This window comes from Pseudodesulfovibrio mercurii, from assembly GCF_000189295.2.
Classification (GTDB): domain Bacteria; phylum Desulfobacterota; class Desulfovibrionia; order Desulfovibrionales; family Desulfovibrionaceae; genus Pseudodesulfovibrio; species Pseudodesulfovibrio mercurii.
In genome coordinates, this window is the sequence record NC_016803.1 from 277501 (window position 1) to 301633 (window position 24133).

Annotated in this window: 23 protein-coding genes, 1 tRNA gene, 2 rRNA genes and 1 pseudogene (1 of these 27 cut by a window edge); 24 read left to right on the plus strand and 3 right to left on the minus strand. The window is 63.4% G+C overall.

Going from position 1 to position 24133, the window contains the following annotated elements; translation table 11 throughout:
- From DND132_RS01225 to DND132_RS01235, 3 genes are all read left to right on the plus strand, one after another.
- Window positions 1–875, plus strand: a 23S ribosomal RNA gene (locus DND132_RS01225); it begins 2064 nt to the left of the window's first position.
- Window positions 876–941: 66 nt separating this feature from the next.
- Window positions 942–1056 (plus strand): 5S ribosomal RNA (gene rrf, locus DND132_RS01230).
- 430 nt (window positions 1057–1486) lie between these two features.
- The gene (locus tag DND132_RS01235) at window positions 1487–2122 is read left to right on the plus strand and encodes a TetR/AcrR family transcriptional regulator (protein WP_014320886.1); all 636 of its coding nucleotides are present in this window, start codon (window positions 1487–1489) and stop codon (window positions 2120–2122) included.
- 286 nt (window positions 2123–2408) lie between these two features.
- Here DND132_RS01235 and DND132_RS01245 read toward each other — a convergent pair whose 3' ends face one another.
- Window positions 2409–2801 carry a Ros/MucR family transcriptional regulator gene (locus DND132_RS01245; protein ID WP_014320887.1) on the minus strand — a complete coding sequence of 131 codons (393 nt, stop codon included), beginning with the start codon at window positions 2799–2801 and terminating at the stop codon, window positions 2409–2411.
- Between the two features lie 413 nt (window positions 2802–3214).
- Here DND132_RS01245 and DND132_RS01250 point away from each other — a divergent pair, with 413 nt between their 5' ends.
- The 11 genes and pseudogenes from DND132_RS01250 (at window position 3215) to DND132_RS01295 (ending at window position 14103) form a co-directional block, all read left to right on the plus strand.
- Entirely contained in the window at window positions 3215–3547 is a 333-nt protein-coding gene (locus tag DND132_RS01250; RefSeq protein WP_238528249.1) for a hypothetical protein, read from the plus strand.
- Between the two features lie 174 nt (window positions 3548–3721).
- Window positions 3722–3928 (plus strand): annotated as a pseudogene (locus DND132_RS18635) (MerR family transcriptional regulator); the annotation flags it as partial.
- 117 nt (window positions 3929–4045) lie between these two features.
- Window positions 4046–4609: a MerR family transcriptional regulator gene (locus tag DND132_RS18640; protein ID WP_238528392.1), complete on the plus strand. Its 564-nt coding sequence runs from the start codon at window positions 4046–4048 to the stop codon at window positions 4607–4609.
- Window positions 4610–4733: 124 nt separating this feature from the next.
- Window positions 4734–5162: a hypothetical protein gene (locus DND132_RS01260; RefSeq protein WP_014320890.1), complete on the plus strand. Its 429-nt coding sequence runs from the start codon at window positions 4734–4736 to the stop codon at window positions 5160–5162.
- A gap of 96 nt (window positions 5163–5258) precedes the next feature.
- On the plus strand, window positions 5259–6638 hold the full coding sequence (gene thiD / locus DND132_RS01265) for a bifunctional hydroxymethylpyrimidine kinase/phosphomethylpyrimidine kinase (protein ID WP_014320891.1): 1380 nt from the start codon (window positions 5259–5261) through the stop codon (window positions 6636–6638).
- 71 nt (window positions 6639–6709) lie between these two features.
- A tRNA-Leu gene (locus tag DND132_RS01270) sits at window positions 6710–6794 on the plus strand.
- 51 nt (window positions 6795–6845) lie between these two features.
- Window positions 6846–8324, plus strand: a complete 1479-nt coding sequence (gene tig, locus DND132_RS01275) for a trigger factor (RefSeq protein WP_014320892.1) — start codon at window positions 6846–6848, stop codon at window positions 8322–8324.
- Window positions 8325–8596: 272 nt separating this feature from the next.
- Window positions 8597–9205 (plus strand): ATP-dependent Clp endopeptidase proteolytic subunit ClpP, encoded by a 609-nt coding sequence (gene clpP, locus DND132_RS01280; protein ID WP_014320893.1) that lies wholly within the window; start codon window positions 8597–8599, stop codon window positions 9203–9205.
- Window positions 9206–9210: 5 nt separating this feature from the next.
- Entirely contained in the window at window positions 9211–10467 is a 1257-nt protein-coding gene (gene clpX / locus DND132_RS01285; protein WP_014320894.1) for an ATP-dependent Clp protease ATP-binding subunit ClpX, read from the plus strand.
- A gap of 105 nt (window positions 10468–10572) precedes the next feature.
- Window positions 10573–13035 carry an endopeptidase La gene (lon, locus tag DND132_RS01290; protein ID WP_014320895.1) on the plus strand — a complete coding sequence of 821 codons (2463 nt, stop codon included), beginning with the start codon at window positions 10573–10575 and terminating at the stop codon, window positions 13033–13035.
- Window positions 13036–13122: 87 nt separating this feature from the next.
- Window positions 13123–14103, plus strand: coding sequence for an ADP-ribosylglycohydrolase family protein (locus tag DND132_RS01295; RefSeq protein ID WP_014320896.1), 981 nt, complete (start codon window positions 13123–13125; stop codon window positions 14101–14103).
- 52 nt (window positions 14104–14155) lie between these two features.
- Here DND132_RS01295 and DND132_RS01300 read toward each other — a convergent pair whose 3' ends face one another.
- The gene (locus tag DND132_RS01300) at window positions 14156–15508 is read right to left on the minus strand and encodes a M23 family metallopeptidase (RefSeq protein ID WP_014320897.1); all 1353 of its coding nucleotides are present in this window, start codon (window positions 15506–15508) and stop codon (window positions 14156–14158) included.
- Between the two features lie 212 nt (window positions 15509–15720).
- Window positions 15721–16152, minus strand: a complete 432-nt coding sequence (locus DND132_RS01305) for a CBS domain-containing protein (protein WP_014320898.1) — start codon at window positions 16150–16152, stop codon at window positions 15721–15723.
- Between the two features lie 167 nt (window positions 16153–16319).
- On the opposite strand from DND132_RS01305, the gene DND132_RS01310 reads away from it, so the two are divergent.
- The 10 genes from DND132_RS01310 (at window position 16320) to tsaD (ending at window position 24123) form a co-directional block, all read left to right on the plus strand.
- On the plus strand, window positions 16320–16961 hold the full coding sequence (locus DND132_RS01310; RefSeq protein ID WP_014320899.1) for a protein-L-isoaspartate(D-aspartate) O-methyltransferase: 642 nt from the start codon (window positions 16320–16322) through the stop codon (window positions 16959–16961).
- On the plus strand, window positions 16951–17949 hold the full coding sequence (locus tag DND132_RS01315) for a DUF368 domain-containing protein (protein WP_238528269.1): 999 nt from the start codon (window positions 16951–16953) through the stop codon (window positions 17947–17949). Before DND132_RS01310 ends, DND132_RS01315 begins: the two co-directional genes overlap by 11 nt.
- 45 nt (window positions 17950–17994) lie before the next feature.
- Window positions 17995–18882: an Mrp/NBP35 family ATP-binding protein gene (locus DND132_RS01320; protein ID WP_014320901.1), complete on the plus strand. Its 888-nt coding sequence runs from the start codon at window positions 17995–17997 to the stop codon at window positions 18880–18882.
- Between the two features lie 11 nt (window positions 18883–18893).
- Window positions 18894–19484, plus strand: coding sequence for a CDP-diacylglycerol--glycerol-3-phosphate 3-phosphatidyltransferase (gene pgsA / locus DND132_RS01325; protein ID WP_014320902.1), 591 nt, complete (start codon window positions 18894–18896; stop codon window positions 19482–19484).
- Window positions 19485–19742: 258 nt separating this feature from the next.
- Window positions 19743–20021, plus strand: coding sequence for a hypothetical protein (locus DND132_RS01335; RefSeq protein WP_014320903.1), 279 nt, complete (start codon window positions 19743–19745; stop codon window positions 20019–20021).
- A gap of 2 nt (window positions 20022–20023) precedes the next feature.
- Entirely contained in the window at window positions 20024–20347 is a 324-nt protein-coding gene (locus DND132_RS01340; protein WP_014320904.1) for an FtsB family cell division protein, read from the plus strand.
- The gene (locus DND132_RS01345; RefSeq protein ID WP_014320905.1) at window positions 20331–21122 is read left to right on the plus strand and encodes a tetratricopeptide repeat protein; all 792 of its coding nucleotides are present in this window, start codon (window positions 20331–20333) and stop codon (window positions 21120–21122) included. Before DND132_RS01340 ends, DND132_RS01345 begins: the two co-directional genes overlap by 17 nt.
- A gap of 60 nt (window positions 21123–21182) precedes the next feature.
- Complete coding sequence (locus DND132_RS01350; protein WP_041915655.1) at window positions 21183–21971, plus strand: hypothetical protein; 789 nt, start codon at window positions 21183–21185, stop codon at window positions 21969–21971.
- 29 nt (window positions 21972–22000) lie between these two features.
- A complete protein-coding gene (gene fbp, locus DND132_RS01355; RefSeq protein ID WP_014320907.1) occupies window positions 22001–23032 on the plus strand; it encodes a class 1 fructose-bisphosphatase in 1032 nt (343 codons plus the stop codon).
- Window positions 23032–24123: a tRNA (adenosine(37)-N6)-threonylcarbamoyltransferase complex transferase subunit TsaD gene (tsaD, locus tag DND132_RS01360; RefSeq protein WP_014320908.1), complete on the plus strand. Its 1092-nt coding sequence runs from the start codon at window positions 23032–23034 to the stop codon at window positions 24121–24123. The genes fbp and tsaD overlap by 1 nt, the downstream gene beginning before the upstream one ends.
- The last annotated feature ends 10 nt before the right edge of the window (window positions 24124–24133 follow it).

Sequence of the window (24133 nt, forward strand, 5' to 3'; positions counted from 1 at the left end):
GAAAATGCCGGTTACCCGCGGAAGGACGGAAAGACCCTGTGCACCTTTACTGCAGCTTGACATTGGTATTTGATTAATCATGTGTAGGATAGGTGGGAGACTTTGAAGCGTGTACGCCAGTATGCGTGGAGTCACCCTTGAAATACCACCCTTGATTACTTAGGTATCTAATCCATAACCGTTATCCGGTGTGGAGACATTGTCTGGTGGGTAGTTTGACTGGGGCGGTCGCCTCCAAAATAGTAACGGAGGCTTGCAAAGGTTCCCTCAGGCTGATTGGAAACCAGCCGTTGAGTGCAAAGGCATAAGGGAGCTTGACTGTGAGAGAGACATCTCGAGCAGGAACGAAAGTTGGTCTTAGTGATCCGGTGGTTCCGAATGGAAGGGCCATCGCTCATAGGATAAAAGGTACGCCGGGGATAACAGGCTGATCGCGTCCAAGAGTTCACATCGACGACGCGGTTTGGCACCTCGATGTCGGCTCATCACATCCTGGGGCTGAAGCAGGTCCCAAGGGTACGGCTGTTCGCCGTTTAAAGTGGTACGCGAGCTGGGTTTAAAACGTCGTGAGACAGTTTGGTCCCTATCCTCCGTGGGCGTAGGAGAATTGAAAAGGGTCTGCCCCTAGTACGAGAGGACCGGGGTGGACGAACCTATGGTGTTCCTGTTGTCGCGCCAGCGGCATAGCAGGGTAGCTAAGTTCGGAAAGGATAACCGCTGAAAGCATCTAAGCGGGAAGCCCGCCTTAAGATAAGTTCTCCCTGGACATTATGTCCCTAAAGATCCCTGGAAGACCACCAGGTTGATAGGCTGGAGGTGTAAGCAACGCAAGTTGTTCAGCTGACCAGTACTAATAGATCGTGCGGCTTATTTAACAACTAATGGAATTCTCTCTTCCCCTATTTACTTATATATTCGAACTTCCAAGTTCACCAAATTTTCTTGGTGGCCAAGGAGGAGGGGGTACACCCGGTCCCATTCCGAACCCGGTAGTTAAGCCCTCCATCGCCGATGATACTGCATGGTAGCGTGTGGGAAAGTAGGTCGCCGCCAAGGAATATTTCCAAAGCCCCAGTCTCTGACTGGGGCTTTTTCTTTTTTATCGAGCGGCTTCCGAGAGCGGGCCGCCCGCACCGTTTCCGAGGCGGCAGGCGATCCTCACGTATGGAGCAATACGCTGCGGTCGCCCGTCCCCCTCGGAAAATGCACATCCGACCCACTCTCGAAAGCCTCGCTCCGTGCGGACGCGGGAGGAGAGAGCCGCTGTTGGTGCGCTATGCGCACCAAGGCGCTCCAGAGGGAAGGCTGGGGTTGCCCGCGACGGAGGGGCTGCCGGCGCTCGCGGTTGGAGGCGTGGCGAGACCCTCTGTCGCTTCGAGTGTTGGCGACGCGCGAATTGTTCCAGGGCGGGAAATGTCCTTGCTTGGTCGGGAGGTGTTTGAGATACTGGTCTTGGCCGTATTATCGTAACGCCATGGGAGGGGTTATGGCGAAATTGCAGGCTGTTCCCAAGGTCATCCCCATCCGGAACAAGGAAATCACCAAGCAGAAGCTGGTCAAGGCCGTGGGCAAGGTCCTGGCCGAGGTCGGGTTCCAGCGGCTGGGCGTCAACCTGGTCGCGCGTGAGGCCGGGGTAGATAAGAAGCTGATCTATCGCTATTATCAGGGGTTGCAGGGGCTGGTCGCAGAGTACGGCCGGACCGTGGAGTTCTGGCCCACGGCCGAGGAACTGCTCGGCGAGGACGCGGAGCATATCCGCGACATGGCCCCGCACGAGCTCATGTCCCAGTTTTTCCGTCGCTATCTGCGGGCCATCCTGCGCCGGCCGCAGACACTCGAAATCCTGGCCTGGGAAGGGGTGGTGCGCAACGACCTGACCCGGGCCCTGGAAGAGGTCCGAGTCCGTACCGCCCTCGAATTCTTCGAGTTGATGCGGACCGATCCGCCCGAGGAGGTGGATCTGACCGCACTGGTCATGATCCTGGCCGCAGCGGTCAATTTTCTGGCCGTGCGCTCGCGCATGCACCGCAGTCTGGGTGGGGTGGACGTGCGCTCCGAGGCCGGGTGGAAGCGTATCGAGGACACCCTGGACCTGATGTTGGAGCGGACGCTGAAGCCGTGACGGTGGGGCGGGATTCGCTGCGTCTGCCGCGATCCTTCTTTGCGCCGCACGTCACCGGAAGGACCGGGGAGAGCAAGGTCCTGATAAGCGTCAGGTCGCCGCAGCATCTCCTGGACAACCTGAACGACCGCACAGCCGAGCGGATGGTCTTCAACGGGGGCGTATTGCGCGTTTAATCGTGGACCCGTTGCGGAGGCATTACATGGCCCGACATAAGCCGAAAAAATGAGGGCGATGCCGGTGCAGACCGGCATCGCCCTTGAAATGTCCTGTGTTGGGCGTGGCGCTATTTGTTCTTGCCGCGCTTGGTCCAGAGCTGCATTTCCTTCATTTTCTTGCGACGCTCGCGTTGCAGGGATTTGCACACCAGGGGCAGTTTCTTCTTGTAGCCGTACTGTTCCCGGTACTCTTCGGGGGTCATGCCGTGGGTGGCCAGATGCTTCTTGGTCAGCACCTTGAAGGATTTGCCGCAGGCGCAGCAGAGGATGGATTTCTCCCGGATGGCTTTCTGGGGGTCGATGGTGGCGGGCATTGCGCTGTCAACGGCCTCGCCCTCGGCAATGGCTTTGATGCCTGCGGCAAGTTTCTGTACCATGGAAGTAATTTCTTCCTCGGTCATGGTCCGCACGCTTGCCTGCGCCTTCACGATCTCCAACGCTTCTTGCAAGTAATCTTCCATGGAAACCTCCTAGTTGTTCGGACTATCGGACATGCAGTGTTGAAGCGGTAAATCCGCGTCCAATGTTGTACTGTTAATGTTTCACCGCAGCTACATCGTATTCAACATACGGCTGCGTGTGTCAAGGTATTTAACCTTTACGGTGAAAAAGATTCATGCGTCCGGGGCGGGACCGCCGCAAAGGGTGAAGATACGGCCTTCCGGGCGCATCGGCCTTGATTCCTCGCGCCGGGTGCAGTATACGATAACGCATTGAGACGTGGATATCCAACAAAGCACAATCAATGGAGAGTAACATGGGTTCTGACGGGAATAAAATCCATAAATTGGAAGCGGTTCACGCAGAGAAAGAGGGCGCTGAAGGCGCTGCGCAGGCCGCTCCGGCTGCGGCCGTCAACGCCACCAGCCGGGATATGAGCAAGGTCGCGGTCATCGTCTCCCTGCTTGTGGTCGTGCTGCTGGTCATCTTTTTCTTCGGTATGAACCGGAACATCGCCGGGCTGACCGAAGAGGTCAAGAGTCTGGGCGAACTGCGCCAGGACGTCAGCCAGCTCGACGGGCGCATGGTCAAGATGGAGGAGGGGCTTCCGCTTGAGATGAAGCGGTTGCTCGCCCTGGACATGGTCAACGAGATGGCCATGAAGTCCGCCTACCTCGGCAACACCCTCGAAGACCAGGCCCTGCGCGACAAGATGCAGGGCATCCTGGAGTCCCTCAAGGAAGTCCGCGGAGCACTGGAAAAGTAGCTCTCAGGTACCGGGCGATTTTGTCCGGAGGCGCGGCAACCTGGTTGCCGCGCCCCTTTTTTTGCCGATAGTATTGATCAATGTTGTTTGTAGCTGATCAAAATGAGGTTGACATGGCGGAGTATTTCTGTTTATGTCCAATTAAATGATTAGTGATCAACAGAGGCGGCCGCGATGAACAGAAAATTTATCAGTTTGCGCGAAGTGGGGCGGCGATTGGATATCCCGCCGTCCACCATTGTGTATTACAAGGATAAATTTGAGCGTTTCATCCCGTCGGAAGGCGGTGGCGGACGGCGTACGCGCTATCCGGTAGAGGTCTTGGAAATCTTCAGGAGGATTCGAGGGATGTTCAACGACAATTGGTCAACTGAACAAATTGAACATGAATTAGCCTTGAAATTCGGTATGTTCATGAATGATCAACAGTCTGATCAAGGATTTGAACAGCCAGTTTCTCCCGGTGTCGTCCAGGACCTGGCCGGGGTGCTGTCCCGGATGACCGACGCGCTGGACAACCAGTCCCTGTTCCGCAGCGAGATACGTTCCCTGCGCGACGAGGTGGCCGCCCTGCGGGCCGAGCGCGAGGCCGAGGCCTCGCGGCGGGAGGAGGACGTCCGCGTCCTGCGCGAGGAGGTGGCCGCGCTCAAACGCAGGCTGACCGCCGGGGAGAGCGGTGGGATCATCGACTTCCCGCCGGCCGAGTTCCTGGCCAGCCCGCTGGTCATCGCCTCCGGGGGCGAGTACCTCGGGGTGCAGGGCAAGGAGCGCAAGCATTTCTCCCTCCAGGACTTCGTCCAGCTCATAGAGCGCAAGGAGTCGGCCACCGTTGCCCTGGAGACCTCCTGGCAGCGCCAGGACGGCCACTGGGTGCTCGTGGTGCGCACGCAGGACGGCGAGAGCGGTCGTGAGCAGAACATCATCCTGGTGGCCAAAAAGACGGTCACGCCGAGCCGGAATACGGTCACGGAAATCATTCGTCTGAACATCGACGGCAACGACGCGCCCGACGCCTTGCTGCTCACCCTGTTCCGTCAGCTGAAGACTGTTTTCAACGGGTAACGGCCGTAATTGTTTTAATCTTCTTCTAGAAAAACTCTTGATTGATTCGGCAGTTTCCTTTATATAGCTACTGCCAAATATACTATCAGGTACCATGTTTCGCGGTTCTTTTGGAGGAGACGGTATGCCCCAGGTCGCTGCTAGAATTACCCATGATCAGGAAAAATGGCTCAAGGACTATTTCAAGACCAAGAGCGCCGGAGCCGAGTTCATCCTGCCGTGGGCCGTGGACGTCTTCTTCAAGTCCATCCGCAATGTGTCGAGCGACTTTTCCGTGGCCGAACTGAAGACCATTCTCGAGTCCCACCGGGAAGTGAAGCTGCTGCCCAACCAGTCCAAGCAGGCGTACCTGCTGCTTCGGGTGGAAGAGGCGTGCGACGAGCACAGCGTGCACATCCAGCACGGGGCGAGCAAGTCCAACCTCGAGGTCAAGCTGCGCCGCCTGACCGATCTTCAGGCCACCGCCCTGATGATCTGGGCCACGGCCTACTGGGTCAGCAAGGCCTGGAACGGCGTTTCGGTCGAAGACTACGTCAAGCTGTCCTGCGGTTGATCCGCCACCCCGGGGGCGTCCCCGCCTTTTCGTTGCGATTGTCGGTTGCAGGTGTCCGCACCCGCCGATGATCGTTGTTTTTTTGGAGGCTGAACCATGGAACGACTTCCCTGCGTCCTGACCATCGCCGGGTCCGACTCCGGCGGCGGGGCGGGCATCCAGGCCGATCTCAAGACCATCACCATGCTCGGCGGATACGGGGCCAGCGTGATCACCGCCCTGACCGCCCAGAATACCGCCGCCGTGACCGGCATCCATGCCCCGTCGGCCAAGTTCGTGGCCCTGCAGCTCAAGACCGTGCTCGACGATATCCGGGTGGACGCGGCCAAGACCGGCATGCTTTTTTCCGCCCCGATCATCGAGGCCGTGGCGGCCCTTCTGCGCAGGAAGACCTTTCCCTTAGTGGTGGACCCGGTCTGCGTGGCCACCTCCGGGGGCAAGCTGCTCCAGGACGATGCGGTAAAGGCCATGGTGGAGCGCATGTTCCCCCTGGCCGACCTGCTGACCCCGAACCTGCCCGAGACCGAGCTGTTCACGGGCATCGCCGTCAGGACCCGCGAGGACGTCTTCCTGGCCGGGAAGATGCTCCTTGAGATGGGGCCCAGGGCGGTGCTCATCAAGGGCGGGCACGCCGATTCCCTGGCCGTGACCGACTGGTACATGACCTCCGGCGCAGAGCCTATCCCGTTCATGCAGCAGCGGGTGTCCACCGACTGCACCCACGGCACGGGCTGCACCCTGTCCTCGGCCATCGCCACCGGCCTGGCCCACGGCCTGGAAATGGGGCAGGCCATCCGGCGCGGCCAGGAGTACCTGAACCTGGCCCTGCGCGCCGGGTACCGCCTGGGCGAGGGGGGCGGACCGCCCAACCACCTGGCCCCGTGGCTCAAGGAGCGGGCGCGTGCCGGCGTCCTGGCGGCCGTGGACGACCTGGGTCGTCGGCTGACCGGTGCCACCGGGCTCAAGGCCTTGCTGCCGCGCGGCCGGGCCGACGTGGCCGTGGCCTTGCCCTTTGCCGACTCGGCCGCCGACGTGGCCGGGTTCCCCGGCGGGTTCACGTCCGTGAGCCGGAGCAGGGTGGACGTGGTCGGCCGTCCCGAATTCGGGGTGGCGGGACGCGCGGCGAGCCTGCTGCTGTCCGCCCGGCGGGCCCGACCCGACGTGGGCTGCGTCATGACCCTGGGGGGCGGCGTGGCCGTGCGCGGGGCGCTTGAGGCCCTGGGCATGGAGGTCGCCTGGATGGACTGGGACGGGCGGCCGGAGTACGTGGACGTCGCCGAGGACGGCTTCGAGGAGTGGGGCGGCCTGGCGGCCCTCAAGGAGCATCCGGCCCCGGAGTCGGTTCGGGTCCTGGGCGATCCGGGGGGCATTGGCCGGGAGTCCGTCCTGTACGTGCTGGCCCCGGACATGACGGAACTGCTGGCCGGGGTGCGGGATATTTCGGGCCGACTGGCGGAAAACCCCGACGAAGTGTAGATTTCCGTGCCCGCAACGTCCCTATAGGTTGACATATGCGCGAGAGCTTGCTTAAACAGCACGTTCTTTTTGCGGGCGTGGCGGAATTGGTAAACGCGCCAGATTTAGGATCTGGTACCTCACGGTTTGGGGGTTCGAGTCCCTCCGCCCGCACCACAAAATGCCATATATACGCGCCTGCCCAGGCGTTCGAGGAGGATACGTCTCATGGAATACAATGTTGAAGAACTCTCCCCGGTGAAACGCAAGATCACCGTGGAGGTCCCCGCCGAAGAGGTCAATGCCGCTCTCTCCGCCACCATCGCCCTGTACCGTGTGCAGGCCGACGTCAAGGGCTTCCGCAAGGGCAAGGTGCCGTCTTCGATCATCGAGTCCAAGTTCCGCAAGCAGGTGTATGGCGAAGCCACCACCGACCTGATCAACTACCAGATCAACGAGATCATGAACGGCCTTTCCATGCAGCCCATGTCCCGCATCGACGTGGATGCCAAGGAACTGGTCCGCGACGAGAATTTCACCTACTCCATCGAGTTCGAGGTCGCGCCCAAGCTCGACCTGCCCGAGTACAAGGGGCTGACCGTCGAAGAAGTGGACGTGGTCGTGTCCGACGATGAGGTGACCGAGGTCGAGGAGCGCATCCTCGAGAACAACGCCGAGGTCAAGGTCATCGAGGACGACCGTCCGCCCAAGGACGGCGAGGTCGCCTCCGTGAGCTTCGGCGCCTACCAGGACGACATCATCGTCGAGGGTATCCAGGCCGAGAACTTCGACCTGGTCCTGGGTCAGAACCAGGCCCTGCCCGAGTTCGAGGAGCTGATCAAGACCCTGTCCCCGGGCGAGGGCGGCGAGACCGACATCACCTTCCCGGCCGACTTCATCAACGAGAACCTGGCCGGCCGCACCGTGACCATGAAGGCCAAGCTGCACGCGGTCAAGGAGCGCATCAAGCCCGAGATGACCGACTCCGTGGCCCAGAAGGCCGGGTTCAAGGACGTGGAGACCATGCGCAAGGGTATTCGCGAGTCCTACGCCTCCCAGCGCAAGCAGATGAACAAGGCCGCCGCCCAGAGCGAACTGCTCCGGGGCATCATCGAGGGCATCGCCGAGTTCCCACTGCCGCCGGCCATGGTCGAGGATCGCGTGGACCGGCTGCTCAAGGACCTGGAATACCGCCTGGATCGCCAGGGCAAGGGCTTCCAGTCCCTGGGCAAGACCCCCGAGGAGCTGCGTTCGAGCTTCCGCCCCGAGGCCGAGGCTTCGGTCAAGACCGAAATCTTCCTCCTGGCCGTGGCCGCCGAGGAAGGGCTGGAAATCTCCCCCGAGGAGATCGAGACCACCCTGTCCCAGCTGGCCATGCAGTCCCGCCAGCCCCTGCACGAGCTGAAGAAGTACTATGAGGACAACAACCTCATCGTGCCCCTCAAGGACCGTCTGCTGTGCGACAAGGCCTCGGAGCTGATCTACGACTCCGCCGAGGTCAAGCTGATCGCCGCGCCCGCCCCGGCCGAGAAGGGTGCGGAGGCCGCGCCCGCCGGGGAGGCGAAGTCCGGCATCCAGTTCCAGGACAAGGCCGAGGCCGTGGAATGGGCCGTGGCCAACCTGGGCATCAAGGAGTCCACGGCCAAGGGGTACTCCCTGGCCAAGCTCCAGGAGCGCGCCGACAAGTACGAGGAGGAACAGGCCTAGGCCTTTCCCGAACGATACCAGACAGGCGGCGGTCCGGGAGCTTCCGGGCCGCCGCTTTTTTTCGGGCCGCCCTTGACCTTGCCCCCCGGATGCCTATTTGGTTCCGGCAGCGGGGCAAGTTTCCCCTTGTCCTTACAGGGGAAATATCTCATACTGAATGACGTAAAACTGAGAGGATACGGGCGTTGTGCCCTCCGCCAACGGTGCGCGAGGGTTGACGTTTCCCCTCCGGACATCCGATAAACCGCCCAAGAGCCTTCAAGGAGACATACATGGTCGCCATCCCGATGGTCATCGAAACAACGGGTCGCACGGAGCGCGCGTACGACATCTATTCCCGGCTTCTCAAAGACCGGATCATTCTGCTCGGCACCGCCATCGACGATCACGTGGCCAGCCTGATCTGCGCCCAGCTCCTGTTCCTGGAGTCCGAGGACCCGGAAAAGGAAATCTACATGTACATCAACTCGCCCGGCGGCGTGGTCACCTCCGGCATGGCCATCTACGACACCATGCAGTACATCTCCGCGCCGGTGGCCACCCTGTGCATGGGCCAGGCGGCCAGCATGGCCTCCCTGCTGCTCTGCGCGGGCGAGAAGGGCATGCGCTACTCCCTGCCGCACAGCCGCATCCTGATCCACCAGCCCCTGGGTGGGGCTCAGGGCCAGGCGTCGGACATCTCCATCCACGCGAAGGAGATTCTGCGCATGAAGGACGAGCTCAACGGCATCATGGCCCGGCACACGGGCCAGTCCATAGAGAAGATCACCGCGGACACGGACCGCGACTATTTCATGTCGTCCGAGGAAGCCCTCGAGTACGGCCTCATTGACAAGGTCATGAAGTCGCGGGCGGACGTGGACGAAAGCATCAAGGGTTAATCGCCATGACCATCGACAAGAAGAACAATTCATCCGATCTGTGCTGTTCGTTCTGCAGCAAGACCCAGGCGGAGGTGCAACGGCTCATCGCCGGGCCCGACGTATACATCTGCGACGAGTGCGTGGCCCTGTGCAACGACATCATGGCCCAGGAGACCATCAGCGAGGAATTCGAGGACGGTCGCCTGCTCCCTCCCCAGGAGATCAAGGAGCTGCTGGACCAGTACGTCATCGGTCAGGAACAGGCCAAGAAGATCCTGTCCGTGGCCGTGCACAACCACTACAAGCGCGTCTTCTACGCCGCCGCCAATTCGGGCGGTGACGACGTGGAGATCGACAAGTCCAACATCCTGCTCATCGGCCCCACGGGCTCGGGCAAGACGCTCCTGGCCCAGACCCTGGCCCGGGTGCTCAAGGTCCCGTTCGCCATCGCGGACGCCACCACCCTGACCGAGGCGGGCTACGTGGGCGAGGACGTGGAGAACATCCTGGTCCAGCTGCTCCAGAACGCGGACTACGACATCGACGCGGCCTCGCGCGGCATCATCTACATCGACGAGATCGACAAGGTGGCGCGCAAGGGCGACTCCCCGTCCATCACCCGCGACGTGTCCGGCGAAGGCGTGCAGCAGGCCCTGCTCAAGATCATCGAGGGCACCGAGGCCAACATCCCGCCCAAGGGCGGGCGCAAGCACCCCCAGCAGGAGTTCATCCGCATGGACACCTCGAACATCCTGTTCATCCTGGGCGGCGCCTTCATCGGCCTGGACAAGATCGTGCAGCAGCGCAAGCAGGGCTCCGGCATGGGCTTCGGCGCCAAGGTCGAGGCCAAGAAGGAGATGGGTCTGGGCGAACTGTTCGGCATGGCCGAGCCCATGGACCTGATCAAGTTCGGCCTGATCCCCGAGTTCGTCGGCCGCATCCCGGTGCAGACCGCCCTGGAGGAGCTGACCGAGGAGGACCTGGTGCGCATCCTGACCGAGCCCAAGAACGCGCTCATCAAGCAGTACCGCAAGCTGTTCGAGCTGGACAAGGTGGAGCTGACCTTCACCGAGAACGCGCTGACGGCCATCGCCAAGCAGGCCATCGAGCGCCGGACCGGCGCGCGCGGCCTCCGCAACGTGCTGGAAAAGACCATGCTCGACATCATGTACAAGCTCCCGGCCATGCCCGACGTGCGCGAGTGCGTGATCAACGCGGCCGTGGTCGAGAAGGACATGGATCCGCTCCTGCTGTACCATCAGGAAGTGAAGTCCGCCTAGAACGGTTCGGATTGACATTCCGTCCGTGGGCCTTACCTTCCGTACATCGGCGGTATCCTTCCCCGGCAACGGGGAAACGCCTTATTCTAACCCTCGGAGGAATCAATGCCGACTTTCGGTTTTGACGGCAAGAAATCCCCTGATCCCATGACCCTCCCGATGATGTCGCTGAGGGAAGTGGTGATGTTCCCGAAATCCATCGTCCCGCTGTTCGTGGGGCGCGAAGCCTCCATCAAGGCCATAGAGACCGCGGTCGCCGACTACGGCAAGCAGATATTCCTGGTCACCCAGAAGTCCCCGGAAAAGGAACACCCCGAAGCGGGCGACCTGTACCGCGTGGGCACGGTCAGCAAGATCCTGCAGATGCTGCGGCTGCCCGACGGCACCATCAAGGTGCTCTTCGAGGGCGTGTCCCGCGCCACCTGGGACCCCAGCGTGGACATGATCCCCTACGCCGAAGAGGAGGGGGACTACCCCAAGGCCCGCTTCCACGTGCTGGACGACTCCGGCGTGGACACGGCCGAGGGCAAGGCCCTGATCCGCGCGGTCCAGGACTCCCTGGAGGAGTTCGGCAAGGTCAACAAGAAGGTGGCCCCCGAGGCCATCCTGGCCATGTCCACCATCAAGGACGCGGGCCAGCTGGCCGACCAGATCATGCCGCACCTCAAGATCGACTTCTCGCGCAAGCAGGAGATTCTCGAGGAGCTGGACCCCAACCGCCGTCTCGAACGCGTCTACGAGCTGCTGCTCGGCGAGATCGAGATCGTCTCCATCGAGAAGCGCGTCAAGGGGCGCGTCAAGGACCAGATGGAGAAGAACCAGCGGGAGTACTATCTCAACGAGCAGGTCAAGGCCATCAACAAGGAGATGGGCCGCGACGACGACCCGCAGGCCGAGGCGCAGGAGCTGGAGGCCCAGCTGGACGCCAAGCCCATGTCCCAGGAGAATCGCGAGCGCGTCCGCAAGGAAATCAAGAAGATGCGGACCATGCAGTCGTCCAGTGCGGAGTACACCGTGGTCCGCAACTACATCGACTGGGTGCTCGACCTGCCCTGGGACAACTACAAGGACGACAAGGACGTGGACATCGCCCGGGCCAGGGCCATCCTCGACGAGGATCACTACGGCCTGGAGAAGCCCAAGGAGCGCATCCTCGAATATCTGGCCGTGCAGACCCTGGTGGAGACCATGAAGGGTCCCATCCTCTGCTTCGTCGGCCCTCCTGGCGTGGGCAAGACGTCCATCGCCCGGTCCATCGCCCGGTCCATGGATCGCGAATTCCTGCGGCTGTCCCTGGGCGGCGTGCGCGACGAGGCCGAGATTCGCGGCCACCGGCGCACCTACGTGGGGGCCATGCCCGGCAAGATCATCCAGTCCCTGAAGCGGGTCAAGTTCAACAACCCGGTCATCTGCCTGGACGAGGTGGACAAGATGTCCGCCGACTTCCGGGGCGATCCGTCGGCGGCCCTGCTCGAGGTCCTGGACCCGGAGCAGAACTACGCCTTCAACGACCATTACCTGGACCTGGACTACGACCTGTCCAAGGTTTTCTTCATCACCACGGCCAACAGCCTGGAAGGCATTCCGCTGCCGCTGCAGGACCGCATGGAGATTATTCGGTTGCCCGGCTACCTCGAGACCGAGAAGGTCGAGATCGCCAAGGGGTTCCTGGTGCCCAAGCAGATCAAACAGCACGGCCTCAAGCCCGAGAACCTGAAGATCTCGGACAACGCCATCCTGGACGTGGTCCGCTACTACACCAAGGAAGCGGGCGTGCGTAACCTGGAGCGCGAGATCGCCTCCATCTGCCGCAAGTCCGCCATGCGCATCGTGGAGGACCACGACCGCGACAAGGTCATCCAGATATCCAAGCAGAGCCTGCAGAAGATCCTGGGCGTGACCAAGTACACCTACGGCGAGCGCGAGGAGGAACCCCAGGTGGGCGTGTGCAACGGCCTGGCCTGGACCCAGCTCGGCGGCGAGATGCTCCTGGTGGAGGTCGTCCTCATGCCCGGCAAGGGCAAGGTGGAGATCACCGGCAAGCTCGGCGACGTCATGCAGGAGTCCGCGCGGGCGGCCGTGTCCTACATCCGCTCCCGGTCCGACCTGCTGGGGCTCAAGCCCGACTTCTACAAGCTCATTGACATTCACATCCACGTGCCGGACGGTGCCACCCCCAAGGACGGTCCGTCCGCTGGCGTGACCCTGACCACGGCGCTTATCTCGGCGCTGTTGAACATCCCGGTGCGCAACGACCTGGCCATGACCGGCGAGATCACCCTGCGCGGCCGCGTCCTGCCCATCGGCGGGCTGCGCGAGAAGCTCCTGGCGGCCCATCGCGGCCTGATCAAGACCGTGCTCATCCCGGCCGAGAACGAGAAGAACCTCCAGGACGTGCCCAAGGACATCCTCAAGGACCTCGAGGTCATCCCGGTCAAGACCATGGACCAGGTCATCGACAAGGCCCTGGAGGGCGGCTCCCGGAACGTCTGGGTGCGCAACCACGGCGAGGCTCCCGTGGCGGCCGGACTGCTCAAGGAGGAGTTCCGGCGGCCCGCCCGCCAGTAGCTCCGTTCGATCCATCGTGAAACAAAAGCCCGTCGGCCTTGCCGTCGGGCTTTTTTCGTGTAGTCTTGAGGGAACCTGGAGGTTCCCATGCGCGAATTGACGAGAAGGGACCGCGCCCTGGGCGCGGTGGTCGGCATGTTCGTCGGCGACGCCCTTGGGCTGGGCCCGCACTGGTATTACGACCTGAACGAGCTGCGCGCCGACTACGGCGACTGGATCACCGACTACCGGCCGCCCAAACCGGGGCGCTATCACGACGGCTGCAAGGCCGGGGATGTGTCCCAGACCGGCCAGGTCTCCCTGCTCCTGCTGGCCTCCCTGGCCGAGCGGGGCGGGTACGACGAGGCCGACTTCACGGCCCGGCTGGACGAGTTTCTGCAAACCATCGACGGCACGCCTCAGGGCGGGCGGTACACGGACATCGCCATGCGCGAGGTCTGGCAGGCGCGCAAGGGAGGCGTGCCCTGGTCCGAGGCCGCCGGGCTGTCCGACTCGGGCGAGGCCGCCGTGCGCGGGGTCGTGCTGGCCGCGCGCTACGCCAACGAGCCGCGCGAGCTGGCCGCCCACGCCATGGCCAACATCCGGCTGACCCACGCCGAGCCCTTCGTGGCCGCCCAGTCCCTGGCCTTCATCCTGGCCGTGTGCCGCCTGATCCGGGGCAAGACCCTGGAGAAGTCCGGCAAGTCGCTCATGGGCTGGGCCCAGAAGGAGGTGGACCGGGCGCTCATCGACGTCTTCCTCCAGCCCGGCCTGGTGCACGAGGCGGCGGTGGACCGGGACATCCTGGTGGACCCGCCCGAGCGCATCGCCCAGATATACGGCCTGGCCTGCCAGCTCGGCTTCATGGTCCCGGCGGCCTACTGGTTGTCCAGCCGGTTCGCCGACTTCGAGACCGCCGTGCTCACGGCCGTCAACGGCGGGGGCAACAACATGGCCCGCGCCTGCCTGACCGGAGCCCTGTCCGGGGCCCTCAACGGCCTGGACGGCATCCCCAAGCGGTTCCTCGACGGCCTGCGCGACCGGGATGAGATCCTGGCCAATGCCGAAAAGGTGGTCGCGGCCCTGTAGCGGGAAGGAGCGAAAGGCAAAAGAAAGCCCCCTCGTCGGAGGGGGCTTTCTTTTATCGAATCTTCGAGGCGATGTTGTGCTTGATCCAGGTCCCGTCCCACCATTCGATGGGCTGGGTGGGGATGCCGCCCACGGTGATGCCGTAGTGCAGGTGATCGCCGCCCGCCAGCCCCGTGGCCCCGGTGTGGGCGATGATCTGGCCCTTCTGGACCATGTCGCCCGGGTGCACGGCGATGGACGAGAGGTGGGCGTAGAGCGATTGCAGCCCCAGGCCGTGGTCCAGGACGACCACGTTGCCGTAGATGCCCAGGAAGTCGGCGTAGACCACCCGGCCGTCGTTGCCCGCCGGGACCGGCGCGTGCTGGATGCTGGCCAGGTCCAGGCCGAGGTGGGTCTGGAAGTCCACCTTCTTGCCCTTGTACATGTAGTCGCGGGCATCGGCGAAGCGGGCCCGGTTGGCCGCGTTGGGCAGACGCACGAACGGGCCGGACCAGAGTATGGTCGGGCTGGTCTGGCGGCTGAACTCCACCAGCCTGGCCCGGTTCTCCTTGCGGATGGTGTTGTTGATGTACAGGTACTGGTCGAGCAGGCTGCCCTGGTTGGGGACCAGTCCCTGGAATTCCGGGATGGTCTGCTCCATGAAGCTGTCGGACAGGGAAATCTGGTCATGCCGGAAGACGCGCGCGTTGGTGTGGTAGTTGAACGAGCGCTTGGCGCTGTTCCCGGCCGCGTCCTCGGCCACCACGAAGGGCTGGAAGTCCTTGACCGCGACGTCCCAGGGATGGGCGAACATGCAGTAGTACAGGAACTTGCCCGAGCCGCCGGGCTGGAGGTAGGCCGGGAAGAACCGCTCGCCCACCTGGATGCCGGTCTTGGCCGCCTCTTCGCTCAGGGCGTAGACCATCAGCCCGGCCCCGCCCTGGTTCAGGTTGTTGACCGGGGATTCCACGTAGATGCGCGGCGGAGTCAGGTCCAGGGAATAGGTCCTGTCCGTCCGGGTGGTGCCCGCCGCGCCGAAGGGATAAAGGGAGGAGTCCCTGGCCGTGACCTCGATGGTGAACGCGCCTTCGGTCATGGTGGCGGAGTCCAGGAGGATGTTCTCCTCGACCTGCATGATGCCGCCGGGGTAGGTCCTGGCGGCCAGGGGCAGGCGCTTGTCGCCCTGGACCGCGTAGATCTCCAGGGACTTGAGGCCGCTGCCGGGGTCGGTCACCGTGACGGTCACCACGGACCCCTTGCCCAACTGGGCCGTGTCGGGCGCGATGGCCACCACCGGGGGCGTGGTGTCGCGGAAAATCATGAAGAGCCCGGCGCACAGGGCCAGGAGGACGATGATGGCGAGCAGCCCCCCCAGGGGCAGCTTGCCGCCGCTTTTCTTTTTGCTCAGGCTGGTGTCTTTGCTCATGGTACTTCCTGTGTGATGAAATCTAGACTATTTCTATAACACTCCATGAGAGGACACAAGGGAAGAAGGTGAAAACTCCGCGAAGCGGACGTGAAGGCGCGGCGCGGCCGCCGGGAACGCGAACGCGGAACCCGTCGCGGGCGGGGCGTCCGGGGGGGGGTCGTGTTTTTTTGTGGTGCCGTCCGGAGGGCGGGGGGGCCTCCGGGGCGGGATCAGCCGTCCTGTTCCAACCCCTCCATGAGGTTGATGGTCAGGCGCAGGAAGTCGGCCTCGGTGACGATGCCGACCAGGCCGCCGTTTTCGACCACGGGCAGGCAGCCGTACTTGTTGTTGAGCAGGAGCCGGGCGGCTTCCTTGAGGGAGGTGTCGGGTTCCACCGAGACGATGTCCGCGCGCATGATCTCGTGGATGGGGATGCCGGAGTCGATCTCCTTCTGGGTCTCGGGGTCGAGATCGGCCAGCTTGGAGATGGTCGCGGACAGGATGTCCCGGTGGGTGATCAGCCCGGTGAAGACGTTGTCCACGGTGACGATGGGGATGTGCCGGATACGTTGCAGGTCCATGAGTTCCCGCGCGGTATGCAGCGAATCGTTCTCCCTGAGGGAGAAGACCGGCGACGTCATGAGATCTCTCACCTTCAGCATAGCTCCTCCTGGGTCTACCGATACTGTCGGTCAATGCGGGAAATGTGTCAAGATTTCTGCTCCCTTTCCGGGTATTCTTTGCCCCCCGTGTTGACTTGGCGGGTAAAATCTGTTCAGCATCCCGCAGGTGTTTTCGTTCATGGAACGCCGTATCCCCAGGAGAGACGATGGTTGACCCGGTAAGGCTCAGGGAGCGCATGGTGCGTGACCAGATTCAGGCGCGCGGCGTGACCGACGAGCGCGTGCTCGCGGCCATGCGGGAACTGCCGCGCCATTTGTTCGTGGAGGAGGCCCTGGCCTACAAGGCCTACAGCGACGGGCCCCTGCCCATCGGCGAGGGGCAGACCATCTCCCAGCCGTACATCGTGGCGCTCATGTCCGAACTGTTGCAGGTGGAGCCGGGCATGAAGGTGCTCGAAATCGGCACCGGGTCCGGCTACCAGGCCGCTGTCCTGGCGCACATGGGGGCCGAGGTCTACACCGTGGAGCGCATCAAGAAGCTCTTCCACGCCGCACGCAAGCGGTTCATGGACATGCGCATGTTCTCGGTCAAGCTCAAGCTGGACGACGGGACTCTGGGCTGGCCCGAGGAGGCCCCGTTCGACCGGATCATCGTCACGGCGGGCGGCCCCACGGTGCCCGCACCCCTGGTGGACCAGCTGGCCGACCCCGGCCGCATGCTCATCCCGGTGGGCGCGTCCCGGCGCAGCCAGAGCCTGGTCCTGGTGGAGAAAAGGGACGGCCGGGTCGAGCAGACGGACAAGGGCGGCGTGGCCTTCGTGGACCTGGTGGGCAGCCATGGCTGGTAGGGTGGAAGGCATGGGCGACGGCAACGGGAAAAAGACCTTTCGGGCGGCCTTCATGGCCAGCCCAGGCCCGCAGGACCTGCGCGAAGGGGCCATGCTCTGGCTCAAGGGGCTGTGCATGGGCGGGGCGGACATCATCCCCGGCGTGTCCGGCGGGACCATCGCCTTCATCACCGGCATCTATTCCCAGCTGGTGGACGCCATCCGTTCCTTCGACGTGGCCTTTCTGCGCCGCCTGCTACGCCTGGACCTGACCGGGGCCCTGGCCGAGGTGCACCTGCGCTTCCTGGCCTGCCTGCTCTTCGGCATCCTGACCGCCGTGGTGACCATGGCCGGGTTCATGAACTACATGCTCAACAACCGGCCGGTGGAGATATGGTCCCTGTTCTTCGGGCTCATCGCGGCCTCCATCTTCGTGGTCGGACGCGAGATCAGGCCGTTCAACGCGGTCAACATGGGATTCGTCCTGCTGGGCACCGTGGGCAGCTACCTCCTGGTGGGCATGATCCCGGTGACCACGCCCGAGACCACGGGCTTCATCTTTCTGTGCGGGGCCATCGCCATCTGCGCCATGATCCTGCCGGGCATCAGCGGGGCGTTCCTGCTGCTCATGCTCGGCAAGTACGAATACGTCACCCGGACCCTCAAGAATCCGTTCCTGTGGGACAATTTCGTGGTCCTGGCGACCTTTGCGGCCGGGGCGGTGGTGGGTATCGTCCTGTTCTCCAGGGTGCTGCATTTCCTGCTCAACCGCTGTCACGCGGCCACGGTGAGCGTGCTCACCGGGTTCATGATCGGGGCCTTGCGAAAAGTCTGGCCCTGGAAAGAAGTCTTGGAATCCACGGTCATTCGTGGGAAGATACATGTCCTGCGGACGCAGAACGTCCTGCCCGACGGTTTCAGCGGGGAGGTGGTTCTGGCGTTGGGGCTGTTCGCGGCGGGCGTGCTCGTCGTGTTCGTGTTGGAGCGGTTGTCCGACCGCGCGCAATGAATAGGGTCTCCTTTGCGGGAGAAAGCGATAAAGAGAGAAGAAGATATGAGTGAGTGCAGTTCCGGCTCCTGCGGCGGCGGGGGCGACGGCAAGCCGAGCGCCAAGATGAAGATCCAGGACGAGATGATCAAGTCCACCCTGGAAAAGATCAAGTACAAGCTGTTCATCATGAGCGGCAAGGGCGGGGTGGGCAAGAGCTCGGTCTCGGTCAACGTGGCCGCGGCCCTGGCCGCCAGGGGCTTCAAGGTCGGCCTGCTCGACGTGGACATCCACGGTCCCTCGGTGCCGACCCTGCTCGGCATCTCCGGCACCCTGGACGTGGACCGGGGTTCCCTGATCCTGCCCAAGGAATACAACGAGAACCTCCACGTGGTCTCCATGGAGTCCCTGCTCAAGGACCCTGACCAGGCCGTGCTCTGGCGCGGTCCCATGAAGACCTCGGCCATCCGCCAGTTCATCTCCGACGTGCAGTGGGGCGACCTGGACTTCCTGGTGGTCGATTCCCCTCCGGGCACCGGCGACGAGCCCATGACCGTGCTCAAGACCATCCCGGACGCCCTGTCCGTGGTCGTGACCACGCCCCAGGAGGTCTCCCTGTCCGACGTGCGCAAGTCCATCAATTTCCTGCAGTACGCCAAGGCCCCGATCCTCGGGGTGGTGGAGAACATGAGCGGCCTGATCTGCCCGCACTGCCACCAGTCCATCGACCTGTTCAAGAAGGGCGGCGGCAAGGCCCTGGCCGAGAAGTACGGCCTGGACTTCCTCGGCGCCATCCCCCTGGACCCGACCACGGTGGTGGCGGGAGACATGGGCGTCCCGGTGGTCCTGATGGAGGAGGAGTCCTTCGCCAAAAAGGCGTTCCTCGAACTGGCGGAGACCATCGCGGCCGCCGCCCAGAACAGCCTTGAGGCGGCCTCGACCACAAACACCTAAAGGCGGGAACGATGAACAGGAAAAAAGTCTTCAATCTTCCCAACTGCCTGACCATGGCCAGGATTCTGGCGGCGCCCTTCATCGTGCTGCTGCTCTACTTCGAGATGTGGTTCGGATTCAAATTCGGCTCGTATTTCGCCTTCGGCCTGTACTTCCTGGCCTGCGTCACGGACTACTTCGACGGCAAGATCGCCCGTGAGCAGAACACCATCACCAACCTGGGCAAGTTTCTCGACCCCCTGGCCGACAAGCTGCTCATCGGCTCGGCCCTGATCATGCTGGTCAGGCTCGGGCCGGGGTGGGGCGTGCCCGCCTGGGTGGTGATCATCATCATCTGCCGCGAGCTGGCTGTGACCGGCATGCGCGCCGTGGCCGCGGAGCAGGGCGAGGTCATCGCCGCGGACCGGCTGGGCAAGGCCAAGACCCTGACCCAGTCCCTGGCCGTGGGCTTCCTGATCTTCCACTACCCGCTCTTCGGCTGGGACCCCCGGCCCACCGGCATCGTGCTGCTGTACGTCGCGCTGGTCCTGACCGTGGTCTCCGGCGGGCACTACCTGTACAACTTCTACAAGAAGTGGATCGGGACCCCGGAAGAGGGCTGACCGGACCGGGAGCGCCGCAGCGGGCGAGGGGAGGCCGGTCCGTCAAAGGAGCGATGTCTGTTTCGGAGACGAGTCTAGAAAAAATCGAGAACCGCTCGGACCGCCTCGGAGAATGCCCGGCAACCCCTTGTCCAAACTTGGGAATTTCAGGGATGACAGGGGTATGGTAACATGCTAGTTTTGCTACGGCACAACTGTACAAGTTCTCGAAAAATGGGTTACAAGGTAAAGAGAGACAAACATTTCTGCGAGATACCTATGTCGGATTCCAGCTCGGTCAACCATCTTGTCCGCATAACCAACTGCCTCCAGACCATTCTCGATCTCGAGTCCCAGCTGGAGCAGTTGGAAAACGGCCATTCCCTCCTGGACGAATTCGCCGTGCTCAAGTCGTTCCTCGAACGGATCGACGAGGTTGAGCTGAGCGAATCGGACGTGGAGCGCATCGAGACGGCGACATCGAACTTTCTCAAGGAATTGCAGGGGCCGCTGTCGCGGCGCAAGCCCCGGATGGGCGCGGAGCGCAGGTTGCAGTAGCCATGCGCGGCAGATTGATATTCGTGGCGCTGCTGGTCTGCATCAACCTCTTTTTGCTGACCCGGCTGATCTGGAGCGACCAGGGGGTGTTCGCCTACCTGGAATTGAAGAACCGGTACGAGGTCCTGCGGCAGAAGATCGAGGCGGTGGACGCCCGGAGCCTGGACCTGAGCCAGGAGATCCGCAAGCTCAAGTCGGACAAGGCCTACCAGGAGAAGGTCATCCGCGAGAAAATGAATTTTGTCAAGAAGGACGAGCTGTTATACATATTCCCGGATGAGAAGGACCAACCCCGCGGAGAAACCGCCGATGTGCAAGAAAATTGAATGGTATCAGGAAGTCCTCTCCTTGGAACCCGGTTCACGGGTCTTTTTCCCTCTCGCCAAGCTGTTCGTCGAGAACGGGCAGCCCGAGGACGCGGTCAAGACGCTGCGTCAGGGGCTGGACAGGCATCCCGACTATCTTGAGGCGCGCATGCTCCTGGTGGAGCTGCTGACCGAACTCGACCGCGAGGCCGAGGTCCACGAGCAGCTCGAGCGGGTCATCAACCCCCTGCGCGACTATCCCGCCTTCTGGCGCGGCTGGGCCCGGAGCCTGCCTCCGGAACAGCGCGACCTGGCCGTCTTCCTGATGCTGGTGGCCTCCAATCTTTCCGGCGACGTGATCACGTGGACCGACGTGGTCTTCGAGGGCATCGGCACCCTGGCCGACCGGCTGGTGGGCGCGCCCCTGCCGCCCCCGCAGGACGGGCCGCCGCCCTTCAGGCTGCCCCGCGTGGAGCGGCAATTCGACGACGATGACGTCGCGCGTCCCGACTTCCGGCCCGGCACCGGCTCCTTCCGGACCAAGACCATGGCCGACCTGCTCGCCTCCCAGGGGGATGTGGAGGGGGCACTTGAAATCTACCGGGATTTGTTGCAATCAACCGTGTCCGACGAGCGCCGCGCCGAGCTGCGCGACCGGATCGTGCAGTTGGAGCGCCGCCGGGACGGCAACGGGCCGGACGGGGAAGCGGACGCCTTCGGCGCACACGCCAAGAACCGGCTGATCAGCACCCTCGAGACCCTGGCCGCCAGGTTCGAGGCCCGGGTCCAGGGGTAGGCAAACAGCCAGGAACGCACCGGCTTCAGGCGCGGAGCGGACCTGCATGAAAGCGGGAATATGCGATATCTATTTTTGACCATTCTGGCCGCCGCGGCACTGCTCGGCGGTTGCGGCATGTGGGACACCACCGCCGAATACACCAAGGAAACCTGGCACACCACGCGCGACTTCGTGGACCCGCCGCCGGTCATCGACACCGACAGCTACCAGTTCACCAACCCCAACCAGGAGAAGCTGGCCAAGCTCATCTCCCCGGTTGACGGGCCGCTGACCCAGCTGATCCGCTTCGTGGACGACACGGACACCCTGCCCGGCATCGACTGGCTCGACCTGCTCATGGCCCGCTTCCCGTGGGTTGACCGGGTCCTGGTCACGGACGAGCAGGGGACGATCATCTTCATGCAGCCGCAGCTGCCGCTCAAGCGCATCAACAAGCCGCTGGTCTTCGAGGGCGTCTGGCGCGAGATCAGCCTGCTGACCGTGGTCGATTACTCCGACCTGGGCCCGGAGATGTACATAGGGCGGCCCTATTTCGACGATGTCCGTTTCGGCGGCCTGATCGGCGTGGGCTTCGACCCCCGCTCGCTCATGCGCCTGAGCCCGGACCCCAAGGCCCTGATCGTCATCGATCCGGGGCGCAACGTCTGGTCCCTGGGCGCGGACGTGGACAAGAAGGCCCTGCTGGCCGTAGACTGGAAGGACCTCCTCAAGGACGAGGTGCACGGGCAAATTCAGGTGGGCAACCGCTACTACACCTGGCTGACCCGGTACGTTGGCAGGGACCAGTATATTTACGCTACAGAGAGCGTGGACCCAAACGCAGAGGGAAGCTGGTGGCCATTCTAGGGGCGCAATCAAATCGTGAGGGCAAGCAGATGTCGCAACAGGTAACCGTCACCGAGCACATCCTCCTGCACCAGAAGATGGTGCCGGGGGCGACCGGGCAGTTCACGCGACTCTTCAACGAACTCGTTCTGTCCGCCAAGATCATCGGCCGCGCCGTGAACAAGGCCGGGCTGGTGGACATCCTCGGCTTCACGGGCGACATCAACGTCCAGGGCGAGGAGGTCAAGAAACTCGACGAGTACGCAAACCGCATCCTGATTCACCGGCTGGCCCGGTCCGGCGTGCTCTGCGCCATGGCCAGCGAGGAGAACGCGGACATCATCGAGGTGCCCGAGTCCCTGCCGCGCGGCGAGTACATCATCGTCTTCGACCCCCTGGACGGCTCCTCGAACATCGACGTCAACGTCAACATCGGGACCATCTTTTCGATCTTCAAGCGCAAGAGCGACCCGGCCGCCGCGCTCATGTCCAGCGACGTGCTCCAGAAGGGCAGTGAGCAGGTGGCCGCGGGCTACGTGCTCTACGGTTCCTCGACCATGCTGGTCTTCACCTGCGGCGACGGGGTGCACGGCTTCACCCTGGACCCGAGCGTGGGCGAGTTCCTGCTCTCCCACCCGAACATCCGCATCCCGGAGCAGGGCAAGATCTACTCGGTCAACGAGGGGTACGAGCGCTACTGGGACCGCCACACCAAGCAGGTCCTGGCCTATTTCAAGTCGCCCCAGAACGCCCTGCGCAAGCCGTACTCCGGCCGCTACATCGGCTCCCTGGTGGCGGACTTCCACCGCAACCTGCTCTACGGCGGCATCTTCATGTATCCCGCCGACCTGCGCGATCCCAAGAAGCCCACGGGCAAGCTCCGCCTGCTGTGCGAGTGCAACCCCATGTCCTTCATCGTGGAGCAGGCGGGCGGCCTGGCCATCGACGGCCTGAACCGGGTCCTGGACATCGAGCCCGACCATCTGCACCAGCGCATTCCCTTTTTCTGTGGATCGCGCAACGACGTCAGGGTGGTTCAGGAGATCTACGAATCCGAGTCCCGGAGAAAAAAGAACCGCTGATGCGCATCCTCGGCATCGAGACTTCCTGCGACGAGACCGCCGTGGCGGTGGTGGAGGACGGCCGTCTGCTGGGCGAGCGACTGGCCACCCAGGTGGACACGCACGCCCTGTTCGGCGGCGTGGTCCCGGAGATCGCCTCGCGCGAACACCTGCGCGTCCTGCCCCGGCTCTACCGGCGGCTTATGGCCGAGACCGGCCTTGACGCCGGCGACCTGGACGGCGTGGCCGTGGCGCGCGGTCCGGGGCTGCTCGGCAGCCTGCTGGTGGGCGTGAGCTTCGCCAAGGGGCTCAGCCTGGCCTCCGGGGCGGACCTGATCGGGGTCAACCACCTCTGGGCGCACCTGCTCGCGCCGGGCCTGGAAGGGGAGCTGCGTTTCCCGGCCCTGGGGCTGCTCGTTTCGGGCGGGCATACCCACATCTACCGGATATCGTCCCCAACGGAGTTCGAGCTGCTCGGCCGGACCCTGGACGACGCCGCCGGGGAGGCCTTTGACAAGACCGCCAAGATGCTGAATTTTCCCTATCCGGGCGGGCGGTTCATCGACCAGCTGGCCCAGGAGGCCGAGCCGGATACCGACTTGTTCCCGAGGCCGTACATCGACAACCCGACCCTGGACTTCAGCTTCAGCGGGCTCAAGACGGCGGTGGCCAATTACGTGGCCGACCATCCGGAGCTGGTCTTCGGGACCATGGCCGATCCGCAGGCCGTGGCCGACCTGCCCGGGGAGCGGCGGGCCGCCCTGGCCCGGGTCTGCGCCTCGTTCAACTGGGCCGTGGCCGACACCCTGCGCATCAAGGTGGAGCGCGCCCTGAAGCGGGAGGGCCGGATGGAGAGCCTGATCGTGGCCGGAGGCGTGGCCGCCAACACGGGTGTGCGCCGCGCCATGGGCGTCGTGGCCGAGGCCTTCGGCATCGGACTGACCCTGCCGGGGCTGTCCCTGTGCACGGACAACGGGGCAATGGTCGCCTATGCCGGATGGCAGCTCGCCAGGGCGGGGTACCGGCACGGGCTCGACCTCGAAGCCATACCCCGGGGCCGTATCGTCCCGCAGGACTGGGAGCGGGCGGGTTCCGGCGTCGAGCAGGGGTGAAAATTCCGGC